At 70.7% G+C, this 12,161-nt stretch carries 15 protein-coding genes and 1 riboswitch; of the genes, 10 read left to right on the forward strand and 5 right to left on the reverse strand.

Features of this window, described 5'->3' with window-relative positions:
* Positions 1 to 117 precede the first annotated feature (117 nt).
* Genes folP through FXF51_RS34535 form a run of 5 tightly spaced genes read left to right on the forward strand, consistent with a single transcriptional unit; the run spans position 118 to position 2,674 of the window.
* Positions 118 to 924 carry a dihydropteroate synthase gene (gene folP / locus FXF51_RS34515; RefSeq protein ID WP_187414739.1) on the forward strand — a complete coding sequence of 269 codons (807 nt, stop codon included), beginning with the start codon at positions 118 to 120 and terminating at the stop codon, positions 922 to 924.
* Complete coding sequence (locus FXF51_RS34520; protein ID WP_148438905.1) at positions 921 to 1,367, forward strand: nuclear transport factor 2 family protein; 447 nt, start codon at positions 921 to 923, stop codon at positions 1,365 to 1,367. The genes folP and FXF51_RS34520 overlap by 4 nt, the downstream gene beginning before the upstream one ends.
* On the forward strand, positions 1,357 to 1,722 hold the full coding sequence (folB, locus tag FXF51_RS34525) for a dihydroneopterin aldolase (protein WP_148438906.1): 366 nt from the start codon (positions 1,357 to 1,359) through the stop codon (positions 1,720 to 1,722). Before FXF51_RS34520 ends, folB begins: the two co-directional genes overlap by 11 nt.
* Positions 1,719 to 2,222 carry a 2-amino-4-hydroxy-6-hydroxymethyldihydropteridine diphosphokinase gene (gene folK / locus FXF51_RS34530; protein WP_148438907.1) on the forward strand — a complete coding sequence of 168 codons (504 nt, stop codon included), beginning with the start codon at positions 1,719 to 1,721 and terminating at the stop codon, positions 2,220 to 2,222. The genes folB and folK overlap by 4 nt, the downstream gene beginning before the upstream one ends.
* Positions 2,219 to 2,674, forward strand: a complete 456-nt coding sequence (locus FXF51_RS34535) for a DUF3180 domain-containing protein (protein WP_148438908.1) — start codon at positions 2,219 to 2,221, stop codon at positions 2,672 to 2,674. Before folK ends, FXF51_RS34535 begins: the two co-directional genes overlap by 4 nt.
* Here FXF51_RS34535 and FXF51_RS34540 read toward each other — a convergent pair.
* From FXF51_RS34540 to FXF51_RS34550, 3 genes are read right to left on the reverse strand one after another with little or no spacing between them, the layout of a single operon-like run.
* On the reverse strand, positions 2,671 to 2,853 hold the full coding sequence (locus tag FXF51_RS34540) for a hypothetical protein (protein ID WP_148438909.1): 183 nt from the start codon (positions 2,851 to 2,853) through the stop codon (positions 2,671 to 2,673). The genes FXF51_RS34535 and FXF51_RS34540 overlap by 4 nt on opposite strands.
* A complete protein-coding gene (locus FXF51_RS34545) occupies positions 2,846 to 3,973 on the reverse strand; it encodes an acyltransferase family protein (RefSeq protein ID WP_222871591.1) in 1,128 nt (375 codons plus the stop codon). Before FXF51_RS34545 ends, FXF51_RS34540 begins: the two co-directional genes overlap by 8 nt.
* Complete coding sequence (locus FXF51_RS34550; protein ID WP_148438910.1) at positions 3,970 to 5,115, reverse strand: NADH-quinone oxidoreductase subunit D; 1,146 nt, start codon at positions 5,113 to 5,115, stop codon at positions 3,970 to 3,972. The genes FXF51_RS34545 and FXF51_RS34550 overlap by 4 nt, the downstream gene beginning before the upstream one ends.
* Before the next feature lie 123 nt (positions 5,116 to 5,238).
* On the opposite strand from FXF51_RS34550, the gene FXF51_RS34555 reads away from it, so the two are divergent.
* Positions 5,239 to 5,958: a DoxX family protein gene (locus FXF51_RS34555; RefSeq protein ID WP_148438911.1), complete on the forward strand. Its 720-nt coding sequence runs from the start codon at positions 5,239 to 5,241 to the stop codon at positions 5,956 to 5,958.
* Between the two features lie 113 nt (positions 5,959 to 6,071).
* On the opposite strand, the gene FXF51_RS34560 is transcribed toward FXF51_RS34555, so the two are convergent.
* Positions 6,072 to 7,364 (reverse strand): aminotransferase class V-fold PLP-dependent enzyme, encoded by a 1,293-nt coding sequence (locus tag FXF51_RS34560; RefSeq protein WP_148438912.1) that lies wholly within the window; start codon positions 7,362 to 7,364, stop codon positions 6,072 to 6,074.
* 45 nt (positions 7,365 to 7,409) lie between these two features.
* Positions 7,410 to 7,525: riboswitch (SAM riboswitch) on the reverse strand.
* Between the two features lie 121 nt (positions 7,526 to 7,646).
* On the opposite strand from FXF51_RS34560, the gene FXF51_RS34565 reads away from it, so the two are divergent.
* A complete protein-coding gene (locus tag FXF51_RS34565) occupies positions 7,647 to 8,390 on the forward strand; it encodes a TerC family protein (protein WP_148438913.1) in 744 nt (247 codons plus the stop codon).
* Between the two features lie 29 nt (positions 8,391 to 8,419).
* Positions 8,420 to 9,583 carry a cytochrome P450 gene (locus tag FXF51_RS34570; RefSeq protein ID WP_262380034.1) on the forward strand — a complete coding sequence of 388 codons (1,164 nt, stop codon included), beginning with the start codon at positions 8,420 to 8,422 and terminating at the stop codon, positions 9,581 to 9,583.
* On the opposite strand, the gene FXF51_RS34575 is transcribed toward FXF51_RS34570, so the two are convergent.
* Positions 9,567 to 10,529 carry an SAM-dependent methyltransferase gene (locus FXF51_RS34575; protein ID WP_148438915.1) on the reverse strand — a complete coding sequence of 321 codons (963 nt, stop codon included), beginning with the start codon at positions 10,527 to 10,529 and terminating at the stop codon, positions 9,567 to 9,569. The genes FXF51_RS34570 and FXF51_RS34575 overlap by 17 nt on opposite strands.
* A 192-nt stretch (positions 10,530 to 10,721) precedes the next feature.
* Here FXF51_RS34575 and FXF51_RS34580 point away from each other — a divergent pair, with 192 nt between their 5' ends.
* Together FXF51_RS34580 and FXF51_RS34585 are read left to right on the forward strand one after the other, a co-directional pair.
* Positions 10,722 to 10,952 carry a chaplin family protein gene (locus FXF51_RS34580; RefSeq protein WP_148438916.1) on the forward strand — a complete coding sequence of 77 codons (231 nt, stop codon included), beginning with the start codon at positions 10,722 to 10,724 and terminating at the stop codon, positions 10,950 to 10,952.
* A 310-nt stretch (positions 10,953 to 11,262) separates the two neighbouring features.
* Positions 11,263 to 12,153, forward strand: a complete 891-nt coding sequence (locus FXF51_RS34585; RefSeq protein WP_148438917.1) for a Rossmann-like and DUF2520 domain-containing protein — start codon at positions 11,263 to 11,265, stop codon at positions 12,151 to 12,153.
* Positions 12,154 to 12,161 lie beyond the last annotated feature (8 nt).

Consider the following 12,161-nt stretch of genomic DNA (forward strand, 5'->3'; position numbering starts at 1 on the left):
GCGGCTGATGACCGAACGGGGTACCCACGATGTCAGCAGGAGTGGGGAAGCGCCTAGGCTTGGCCCATGACTAGCGTGCCCATCAACGTGCCGGGAGGTGCGGAGCGGTGCCTCGTCATGGGTGTGGTCAATGTGACGCCCGACTCGTTCTCCGACGGGGGCCTGTGGTTCGACGAGGCGACCGCCATCCAGCACGGCTTCGAGCTGGTGCGTGAGGGGGCCGACATCGTCGACGTGGGCGGCGAGTCCACCCGCCCCGGCGCGGCCAGGGTCTCCATGGAGGAGGAGCTGGCCCGGGTCGTCCCGGTGATCAGCGCGCTGTCCGCCGAGGGGGTGGTGGTCAGCGTCGACACGATGCGGGCCGAGGTGGCCAAGGCCGCGGTGGAGGCGGGCGCCCGCATCGTCAACGACGTGAGCGGCGGCCTGGCCGACCCGGAGATGCCACGCGTGGTGGCCGCGACCGGGGCCAAGTACGTCGTGATGCACTGGCGCGGCCACAGCCATGACATGTACTCCCGCGCCGTCTACGCCGACGTCGTGACGGAGGTGCGCGAGGAGCTGAGCAAGCGGGTGGACCTGGTGCTGGCCGAGGGGGTCACGGAGGAGCAGATCGTGCTCGACCCGGGCCTCGGCTTCGCCAAGAACGCCGAGCACAACTGGGCCGTGCTCGCGGGCCTCCCGCGCCTGGCCGAGCTGGGCTTCCCGCTGCTGGTCGGGGCGTCACGCAAACGATTCCTGGGGCGGCTGCTGGCCGATCCCGACGGCACGCCACGGCCGTTCAGCCGCAGCGACGACGCCACGCTGGCGGTGACCGCGCTGGCGGCACAGGCCGGCGCCTGGTGCGTACGCGTGCACGAGGTAGGTCCCAACGCCGATGCCGTGCGCGTGGCCGCCGCATGGAAGAGAGCCGGAGCAGGCACATGAGCGTCGACACCGCCGCGATCGAGACGGTCAACCAGGAGTTCTACGCCGCGATCGAGAGCGCGGACCTGGACAAGATGACCGAGATCTGGGCCGAGGACACCACGGACGACCAGGTGAGCTGCGTGCACCCGGGCTGGACCCTGCTGACGGGCCGCCAGGAGGTGCTGCGCTCCTGGGCGCTGATCATGGCGAACACCACCTACATCCAGTTCGTGCTGACCGACGTCAACACGACGGTGCTGGGTGACGTGGCCGTCCTCACCTGCGTGGAGAACATCCTGACCGCGGGGGAGGAGGGCGAGTCCAGCTTCGCCGCCGGCAAGGTGGTGGCCAGCAACGTCTACCTCCGCACCCCGCAGGGCTGGCGGCTGTGGATGCACCACGGCTCCCCGGTCCTCCAGGGCGACGACGACGAGGAGGAGGAAGGCGAGCTTGAGCCTTGATCGCATCGCTCTCAAGGGCCTGCGGGCCCGGGGCAGGCACGGCGTGCTCGCTGCCGAGCGGGAGCTCGGGCAGGAGTTCGTGGTGGACGCGACGCTGTTCCTCGACACCGCGCCGGCCGCGGCCGGCGACGACCTGACCAAGACCGTCCACTACGGGGAGCTGGCGCAGGCGCTGGCCGAGGTGGTGGCGGGCGAGCCGGTCGAGCTGATCGAGACGCTCGCGCAGCGGCTGGCCGACGTGTGCCTGGCCAGCGAGCGGGTGCACAGGGTAGAGGTGAGTGTGCACAAGCCGGCGGCGCCGATCCCGCTGCCGTTCGACGACGTGGTCGTGACCATCGAGCGGAGCCGCGCATGAAGGTGGTGCTCTCTCTCGGCAGCAACCTGGGACGCCGGTTCACGACGTTGCAGGGCGCCGTGGACACGCTGTTCGACGCGCCGGGGCTGGAGTTCGTCCAGGCGTCCCCGGTCTACGAGACCGACCCGGTCGGCGGGCCGGGCGGGCAGCGCCCCTACCTGAACGCGATCGTGGTCGCCGAGACCACGCTCGCGCCGCGCACGCTGCTGGAGCGGGCGCAGAGCGTGGAGAACGCCTTCGGCCGCGAACGCGTGGAGCGCTGGGGGCCGCGCACGCTCGACATCGACCTGATCGTGGTGGGCGAGACCGTCTGCGACGACCCCGATCTCACGCTGCCGCACCCGCGGGCGCACGAGCGTGCGTTCGTGCTGGTGCCCTGGTCGAAGGCCGATCCTGAGGGTGAGGTGCCGGGCCGCGGCCGGGTGGCCGACCTGCTGGAGGGGCTCGGCGAGCAGGGCGTACGCCTGCGCGAGGACCTGAAGCTGCAGAGGCCCGATTGAAGCCCACCCACGCCGGCCCCCTCGTCGGCATCATCGTCGTCATGGCCCTGCTCACCTGGATGGTGATCAGGCCGATCTACTCCGACCTGCCGCTCATGCCCTGGACGGCGATCCCCACGGTGCTGCTGCTGGCCATCGGCGAGGCCTACAGCGGCTGGGCGACCAGGGCCAGGATCGCCAGGAAGCCCGACACCAAGCCGGTGGAGCCGCTGGCGGTGGCCCGGCTGGCGGCGCTGGCGAAGGCCTCGGCGTACGCGGGGGCGGTGTTCGGCGGGGTGTTCGCCGGGTTCGCCCTGCACACGGTGCAGATCCTCGATCGGGAGACGCCGCGCGGCGAGTTCTTCGTCGCGACGGGCTCGTTCGTGTCGTGTGTCGTGCTGATCTGCGCGGCGCTCTACCTGGAGCACTCCTGCCGCATCCCCAAGGAGCCGGAGGACCGCGCCCGCGACTAGTGCTCGTCCGGCAGTTCGAGGGTGCGGAAAGCGCCGGAGACGATGCGGTCGTGCCAGATCTCGCGCTGCATCAGGCGTAGCGCGCGGCGCAGGACGTCGCTGGGCCGCTCGCCTTCGCGCAGCGCGGCTCGAATGATCCGCTCGTCCTCGGCGTTGGCCCGGAAGGCGATGTCAGCCATGCTCCGAGCTTATGGACCCGCCGACGCCCTTGTCCTGCGTTTGCCCGATGGGGGTGCGCCGGCGTCCGAAGAGGTAGATGACCGGAGCCGTGCAGATGAGCGGCCCGATGATGGCGATCGGCCGCTCCAGCCACCACATGGAGTCGGGCGGGACGCGGTCGCCCAGCGTGCCGAACAGCCACCACGACAGCCCCAGGGAGATGGCCATCCCGGTGGTGTGGAAGAGGAACAGCGGCAGCGAGTACCGGTTGATGAAGTCGTTGATCCGTCGCCAGCGCGGCCGTTCGAGCACCCGCTCCATGGCGGGCCTGAGCACCTCGACCAGCCCGATCTGGAACAGCAGCAGCGCCACGATGACGAACGTGGGCGGCGCCATGTTGGAGAACTTGTCGCCGGGCACCCCGACCATCGAGCCGGGGTAGATGCCGGAGTAGACCAGCCCGATCAGGGCGAACAGGCCGGTCCACAGCAGTGCGATGTCGTAGCGCCGGGGCAGCACCACGATCCGGTCGTAGAAGAACCCGGCCTGGTGCGCCAGCCCCCAGACGATGATCATGTTGAGCCAGGCCACACCCTCGACCTCGTACCGGAAGCGCAGCACGTCCACCACCAGCGCGGCGCCGCCGAGCCAGATGAGGGCCAGCACGTCGTAGCGCTGGTGCAGCCAGAGCGCGACGGGCAGCAGCGCGATCAGCACCAGGTAGACGCCGAGGAACCACAGCGGGCTGAGCACCAGCAGCACCACCCGCCACATCCAGTCGACCTGGAACGTGTAGGTCACCACCGCTCCGATGGCGATCCACGCGCCGGACAGGAACAGCGCGGGTAACGCCAGCGCGCGGATGCGCCGCCAGACGAACGAGCCGATGCCGGTGCCGCGCGCCTTGGCCCGGTGCCAGGACAGCAGGTGGACGTGGCCGCCGACGTAGAAGAACAGCGGCAGCACCTGCAGCAGCCAGGTGAGGATCCACAACCCGCTGGTGAAGCCCAGGGGGCTGGTGGGCTCGGGGCCGTACGGCTTCCAGTCGAGGATCGTGAACGCCCAGTGCCACACCACCACGACGATCAGGCTGAGCGCCCGCAGCCAGTCGACGTACTTGTCGCGTTCCTGTGCTTTCACTTGTCGATGTCACCGACCACGAAGAACATGGAGCCGAGGATCGCCACCATGTCGGCCACGAGGTGCCCGGGGAGCATCTCGCGCAGCACCTGGATGTTGCTGTAGGAGGCCGAGCGCAGCTTGAGCCGCCACGGCGTCTTGTCGCCCTTGGAGACCAGGTAGTAGCCGTTGATGCCGAGCGGGTTCTCCGTCCACGCGTACGTGTGGCCCTCGGGCACCTTGAGCACCTTGGGCAGCCGCTGGTTGATCGGCCCTGGCGGCAGCGAGCGCAGCCGGTCGACGCAGATCTCGGCCAGGTCGAGGGAGACCTTGAGCTGTTCGAGCAGCACCTCGAAGCGGGCGTGGCAGTCGCCGCCGCCGCGGGTGACGACCTTGACGGGCAGCTCGGGATAGGCCAGGTACGGGTCGTCGCGGCGCAGGTCGAAGTCGACGCCGGAGGCGCGGGAGATGGGGCCGCTGACGCCGTACTGCATGATCTGCTCGCGCGTCAGCACCCCCACGCCCTTGGTGCGGGCGACGAAGATCTCGTTGTGCAGGATGAGGTTCTCGATGTCGGGGACGCGGCGGCGGGTCTCGGCGACGGCGGCGCCGACGCGGTCGAGCCAGCCGTACGGCAGGTCCTCCTTGAGCCCGCCGACCCGGTTGAACATGTAGTGCATGCGCCCGCCGGAGATCTCCTCCATCACGGCCTGGATGCGCTCGCGCTCGTTGAAGGAGTAGAACAGCGGCGTCATCGCGCCCAGTTCGAGGGGGTAGGAGCCGAGGAACATGAGGTGGTTGAGCACCCGGTTGAGCTCGGCCAGCAGTGTACGCGCCCACACGGCCCGCACCGGCGGCTCCATGCCCAGCATGCGCTCGGTGGCGAGCACCACGCCGAGCTCGTTGGCGAAGCCGGACAGCCAGTCGTGCCGGTTGGCCAGCATGATGATCTGGCGATAGTCGCGGACCTCGAACAGCTTCTCCGCGCCGCGGTGCATGTAGCCGATGATCGGCTCGGCGGTGGCGATGCGTTCGCCGTCGAGCGTCAGCCGCAGCCTCAGCACGCCGTGGGTGGACGGGTGCTGCGGGCCGATGTTGAGGATCATGTCCTCGGTGGCCAGCTCTTTCGCGCCCGCGCCGATTCCGACCACACGTTCCGTCATACGGGCCATGCTGCCACCGACCTCGGTGGTGATCCAGCGCGGGGCCGGGTCAAGAGATGGTATGGGAACGCATCGTGAAGCCGGACATGGGGAGGAATACCAGGAACGGGGGGAGAAAACACCATGAAGAGAGTTCTTTTTGATGTCGCGGCCCTGATCGCGCGGGTGGCGACCGGCGTGATCTTCGTGGCGCACGGCTGGCAGAAGTGGCAGAGCGGGCTGGGCGCCACCACACAGGGTTTCAGGGAGATGGGGATCCCGATGCCCGAGCTGGCCGCCGGGTTCGCGACCGTCGTCGAGACGGTCGGCGGCATCTTCCTGATCCTGGGTCTGCTGGTCCGGCCGGTGGCGCTGCTGTTGCTGATCAACATGCTCGGCGCCATCGCGTTCGTGCACGGCAGCAAGGGGGTGATGGTCGGCGAGGGCGGCTGGGAGCTCACCGGCGCGCTCGGCGCGCTCAGCCTGCTGTTCCTGGCGCTGGGCGGCGGCCGCATCGGCCTGGACGGCATCCTCGGCGCGATGTTCCGCAGGCGCTCCGACCGGCGCGCGGCCGAGGAGGAGCTGACCGCACACCGGCCTGGCGGGACGACCACCACGGGCGGCATGCCCGGTGGGACGACCACCACAGGCGGGACGACCACGGCAGGCGGTCTTGCCGGCACGACGCCCGCCGGGGGCCCGACGACGCCCGCTCACACGCCCGGCGAGACGCCCGAGGTGCCCAGGCAGCCCACGGCGCCCAGCACACCCGGCTCAGGCAGGCTCAACGACGAGGACATGCGGGACATCGACGCCCTCGTCTCCGACGAGCCTCCGCAGCACCGCAGGCCGCCGAACGGGTAGCGCTCGGAGCCGCCGCAGCCCGGGCCGCGCCGGGCGGGCGACCCGGCTGCGGAGTCACGCGAGGCGGGTGACCCGGCCGCGGAGTCACGCGAGGCGGGTGACCCGGCCGCTAGTCACGCGAGGCGGGTGACCAGGTCGCGCACGGCCTCGATCAGCCGGTCCACGTGCTCCTGCGTGCTGCCGATCCCGATCGAGGCCCGCACCGCCGAGGCGGTGTCGTCCTCGCACCCGCCGTCGGCGCTGCCGAGCAGATGCCGCACGAACGGGTGCGCGCAGAACTTGCCGTCACGCACCCCGATGCCGTACTCGCCGGACAGCGCCTCGGCCACCTCGCGAGCGGTGTACCCGGCCACGGTGAACGACACGATGCCGACCCGCGGGTGGTCGTCCCCCCACAGCGACAGCTCCCGTACGCCCGCGATCGAGGCCAGCCCGGCCCGCAGCCGCGCGATCAGCCGCTCCTCCTCGGCCACCAGCTCCGTCCACCCGGTGGCGGTCAGCGCGTCGCAGGCGGCGGCCAGGGCGATGGCGCCCAGCACGTTCGGGGTGCCCGCCTCGTGCCGCGGCTCGGGGTCGTCGTGCCACTCGACGTCCTCCGCGACGGAGCGCACCGCGCCCCCGCCCGCGAGGTACGGCTTCCCCTCGGCCAGCCAGTCCCGCCGGCCGATCAGCACGCCGGCGCCGAACGGCGCGTACAGCTTGTGCCCGGAGAAGGCCACGTAGTCGAGGTCGAGCGCGGTCAGGTTGAGCTTGCGGTGCGGGACGAGCTGCGCCGCGTCCACCAGGATGCGGGCCCCGTGCCGGTGCGCGATGTGGGCCAGGGCGGCGATCGGCCACAGCTCGCCGGTCACGTTGGAGGCGGCGGTGACGACGAGCAGCTTCGGCCCGTCGATCGCGGCCAGCGCCTCGTCGGCGGCGCGCACGGCCTCGCCGGGGAAGGCGGGCGGCGCCAGCCGGACGGCCTCGGGCCAGGGCAGCAGGGAGGCGTGGTGCTCGGTGTCGAAGACGACGGTGGTGGTGCCCGAGGGCAGGCAGCCGGCCAGCAGGTTCGTGGCGTCGGTGGTGTTGCGGGTGAAGATCACGGCATCGTCGGGGCGGGCGCCGACGAACGCTCTGACCGTGTGGCGGGCCTGCTCGTACCTGGCGGTGGTGAGCTGCGAGGCGTAGCCGGCGCCGCGGTGGACGCTGGAGTAGGCCGGGAGCGCGGCGGCGACGGCGGCGCTGACCGGCTCCAGACAGGGGGCGCTGGCCGCGTAGTCCAGGTTGGCGTACCCGACGAGCCTGCCGCCCTTGACGGGCACCTCCAGGTCGGCGCCGAGCACGGCGGGGATCGGCCGGCTCGTCGTGGCGGCGGGAGCGGCCTCGGCGGCGTCATGAGCGGAGTGGAAGATCGTCAGCGTGGACACGGCATGCCTCCTGAAGGGTCATCGGACCCCTGGGAGCAGCCACGGAGCCCGCGCTTGCCCGCCACACCTCGTGGCGGACCAGGTCTTCACCCGGGGCACCCCGCCGCGGACGCGAGGGTTGCCGGCCAGCTAGCCGGGGCTTGTCGCTGGCACTCATGACCTACGTCGTGAACTATAACCGACAGCCGGGCATGAAACGCAAGACCGCGAACTAATGCCACCCGTGACTCGTTGCTACCGGGAAACCCCTGAAATGTCCCCCTGAGTCATGGAGGTGAGCAGATGTTGGATTGGGTGACCGACCCGAACATCTGGATCGGCTTCTTCACCCTTGTCGCCCTGGAGATCGTCCTGGGGATCGACAACATCATCTTCATCTCCATCCTGGCCGGCAAGCTGCCCCCTGAGCAGCGGGACCGGGCGCGGGTGCTCGGTCTGGCCGCCGCCCTGATCAGCCGGCTGCTCCTGCTGCTCGGCCTGTCGTGGGTGGTCCAGCTCACCGAACCGCTGTTCACCGTTCTCGGCCACGAGATCTCGGGACGAGATCTGATCCTGCTGCTCGGCGGCCTCTTCCTGCTGGGCAAGAGCGTCACCGAGATCCACCATGCCATGGAGGGCCCCACCGGCAAGGACGGCAAGCAGGCCGCCGCGGCCTCCTTCAGCTCGGTGATCCTGCAGATCATGGTGCTGGACATCGTGTTCTCGCTGGACTCCGTGATCACCGCCGTCGGCATGGTGAACAACATCGGCGTGATGGTCGCGGCCGTCGTGGTGTCCGTGCTGGTGATGCTGTTCGCCTCCGGGCCGATCAGCAGGTTCGTGGAGAGCCACCCCAGCATCAAGATGCTGGCGCTGGCCTTCCTGGTGCTGATCGGCGTGGTGCTCGTGGCGGAGGGCCTGGAGCAGCACATCAACAAGGGCTTCATCTACTTCGCGATGGCGTTCTCCGTCATCGTGGAGCTGCTCAACATCCGGATGCGGAGCAGGCACACAAAGCAGGAGGAAGCCGCTCCTAAGATGGATTAGTGGGCTTTGATCCTTGGAATCCGGATTTTGTGGCTTATCCCTACCGGGTCTATGACGAGCTGAGACGCCAGGCGCCCGTCAGCTACTTCGAGCCGACGGGCCAGTGGCTCATCGCGCGGCACGCCGACGTGAACGCGCTGCTCAGAGACCGACGGCTGGGCCGCTCCTACCTGCACGTGGCCACCCACGAGGAGTTCGGCAAGCCGCCGGAGCCGGAGTTCCAGGAGCCGTTCTGGCGCGTGATCAGAGCGGGCATGCTGGACGTGGAGCCGCCGGTGCACACCAGGCTGCGCCGGCTGGTCTCCAAGGCGTTCACCCCCCGCATGGTCGAGTCGCTGCGTCCCCGCGTCCGGGCCATCGCCGGGAGCCTCGTGGACGCGTACGTGGACAAGGGCGGCGGCGACCTGATCGCCGAGGTGGCCGAGCCGCTGCCCGTCACCGTCATCGCGGAGATGCTCGGCATTCCCGACCAGGACCGCCACCTGCTGCGCCCCTGGTCCGCCGACATCTGCGGCATGTACGAGCTCAACCCGTCCCCCGACGCCCAGCACACCGCGGTCCGCGCGGCCTCGGAGTTCTCCGAGTACCTCAGGGCCCTGGCCGCCAGGCGCCGCAGGAGCCCGGGCGACGACCTCGTCAGCGCCCTCGCCCAGATCGACGAGCTGACCGCGGACGAGCTGGTAGGCACCTGCGTCCTGCTGCTCAACGCCGGCCACGAGGCCACCGTGAACGTGACGGGCAACGGCTGGTGGTCCCTGTTCAGGAACCCCGGCGAGCTGGCCAGGCTGCGCGCCGACCGGTCCCTGCTGCCCACGGCCGTCGAGGAGCTGATGCGGTGGGACACGCCGCTGCAGATGTTCGAGCGGTGGGTGCTGGAGGACATCGAGGTGCACGGCGTGCGCATCCCGCGCGGCTCGGAGGTGGCGCTGCTGTTCGGCTCGGCGAACCGGGACCCCGCGGTGTTCGAGGACCCGGACCGGCTCGACGTGGGCCGCGCCGACAACCCGCACATCTCCTTCGGCGCCGGGATCCACTTCTGCCTGGGCGCGCCGCTGGCCAGGATCGAGCTGCTGGAGTCGTTCGGCGCGCTGCTGGACCGGGCGGCCACGCTGGAACTGCGCGCGCAGCCGTCGTGGAAGCCCGGCTACGTCATCCGAGGGCTGGAAGCGCTGGAGCTCACCGCGACTGGCTGAGCCAGCCGAAGCCGCCGAGCCCCGACGCGTCGATCAGCTCGCCCTCCTCCGAGGCCCGCGCCAGGGCCCGGAGGTAGCCGCGCGGATCGCTGCGGGCCAGCTCCAGCGGAGGCCGCTCCCCGGTGAGCCCCAGCCCCCGCAGCTCCTCCCGCTGTGTGGACAAGGTTGTGGATATCGCGCCGGCCCGCCGCCCGGCCTCCGCGCACGCGTCGAGGGCCACGTGAGCGGTGATGTCGCAGGTCCCGTCGGGTACGGGGCTGACGACCGCCCCGTCGCGGTACCCCGTGAGCGTGCCGTGCAGCGGCCGGTTGTCCACAGGGTGTGCATAATCGATGGCGATCGCCCGCCCCCTGGTGAGGCGCACGAGAACCGACGCCCACGCCTCGTCGCGAGGCCGCCCGATCTCGGCCCGGGTGCCCACCCGGCCGAGCGGCCACCACCGTTCCAGCCAGCTCCGGTCGGCCGGCCGCAGCGCGCCGCCGACCCGCTCCTCGCCGGTGTGCGCGTTGACCATGACCAGCCGCGGCCCTTCCGAGGTCTGCTCGACCACGTCGAGCGGCACGTTGTCCAGCCACTCGTTGGCGATGGCCAGCCCCTGGATCTCCGTGGGCAGGCTCGGCGACCACTCGACCCGGTCGGGCAGGCCGGCCGGTCGCGGCGAGAGGTCCACGGCGGTGACGCGCAGCCGGTCGCGCAGGCGCGGCTCGGCCGCGTCCAGCATCTGCGTGATCAGCACCCCCTCACCGGCGCCGATGTCGACCAGGTCGAGCACGTCTGGTTCGCCCAGGTCGGCGTCCACCTCCGCGAGCAGCGCCAGCACCGCGTCGGCGAAGGCCGCCGAGGCGCTGACCGAGGTGCGGAAGTGGCCTGACGGGCGTTCGCGGAGGTAGAAGCCCTCCTCGCCGTACAGCGCGCGCTCCGTTGCGACGCGCCAGGTGAGCCACATGCCCTGGACTATCTCATGACTGACGACGCACACGCACTGTCATCATATGGCTACTCAAGGTCGCGTGCTTGAGGTAACGTTTACCCATTGTCACCGAGTGGTCGCGTTCCGCCAACCCCCAATTGGCCGAAGCCGGCCGCTCCCGAACACGCACCAGCGGCCCCTGTGCCGCAGAACCGAGAGGAAGCCCTCGTGCTGAAGAAGGTCCTGGTCGTCACCGGAGCTGTCGCCATGATGTCGCTGGCCGTCCCGGCGCACGCCGACATCGTCACCAACGGCGGCGGCGGTGTGCTCTCCGGCAACCAGGTGGTCGCCCCGATCACCGCCCCGATCAACATCTGCGGCAACGCCGTGGCCGTCATCGGCGTCGCGGTCGCCGGTTGCAAGGGCGGCGCGGTCGTGAACGGCCCCCACCACTACTGATGGGAAAGAGCCCGGGCCGACGCAGGTCGGCCCGGGCTCTTCCTCCGGTCGGTCAGTCGGCGGGTGACCGACCGGCGCACCTCCAAGAGGTCGCATCGCGCGGGCGTCGCGCCTCGATCCGGGGCTCGGCGCCCGCTGCCATGCGATGAACCCCTCTCCTCATCTCTTCCGACAGGGGGTGCACGCTTTGTATGCCCTTGTCGCTTTTGCGAATAACTCAACGCGCGGCAAAACACCGGTCACGCTCGCCACCCTGAGAGGCCGTTACGCTGGTCGGCAGTGCCATCACGGTCGACAGGGGTGAGACGTCATGGACGCAGGGGATCGCCCGGCACGGCTGACCGTCGGCGTGCTGGGAGCGGGCAAGGTCGGCTCCGCTCTCGGCGCCGCGCTGGCCCAGGCGGGCCACCGGGTCGTGGCCGCCAGCGGCGTGTCGGACAACTCGCAGCGATGGGCGGCCGACAGGCTCGGCGTCACGCCGTCCAGGCCCGACGAGGTGGTGGCGGCGGCCCAGCTCGTCCTGCTCACCGTCCCCGACGACGCGCTGCCCGACCTCGTCAGCGGGCTCGCCAGCACCGGCGCCGACCTCAAGGGCAAGATGCTGGTGCACACCAGCGGCGCGTACGGGCTGTCGGTGCTCGAACCGGCGGCCGGCGCCGGAGCGCTGCCGCTCGCGCTGCACCCGGTGATGACGTTCACGGGCAGGGACGACGACCTCAACAAGCTCACCGGCATCTCGTACGGCGTCACCGCCCCCGAGCTGCTGCGCCCCGTCGCCGAGGCCCTTGTGATCGAGATGGGCGGCGAGCCGGTGTGGATCGCCGACGCCGACCGCCCGCTCTACCACGCGGCCCTCGCCAACGCGGCCAACCACATGGTCACGCTCATCGCCGAGTCCTCCGACCTGCTGCGCGGCATCGGGGTCGATCATCCGGGCCGGATGCTGGGCCCGCTGCTGGGCGCGGCCCTCGACAACGTGCTGCGGCTGGGCATCGCGGGCCTGACCGGCCCCGTGGTCCGTGGCGACGCGGGCACCGTGCGCAAGCACGTCGACGCGCTCATCCTGGCCGCTCCCGAGGCGGCCGACGCCTACGTCGCGCTGGCCCGGCTCACCGCCGATCGGGCGCTCGCCGCGGGGTTGCTCAAACCGGAGGAGGCGGAGCGGCTGCTCGACGCACTGGGGGGCAATATATGGACCTGACCGTCGCG

Origin of the sequence: Nonomuraea sp. PA05 (assembly GCF_008086045.1) — a bacterium.
GTDB lineage: Bacteria > Actinomycetota > Actinomycetes > Streptosporangiales > Streptosporangiaceae > Nonomuraea > Nonomuraea monospora.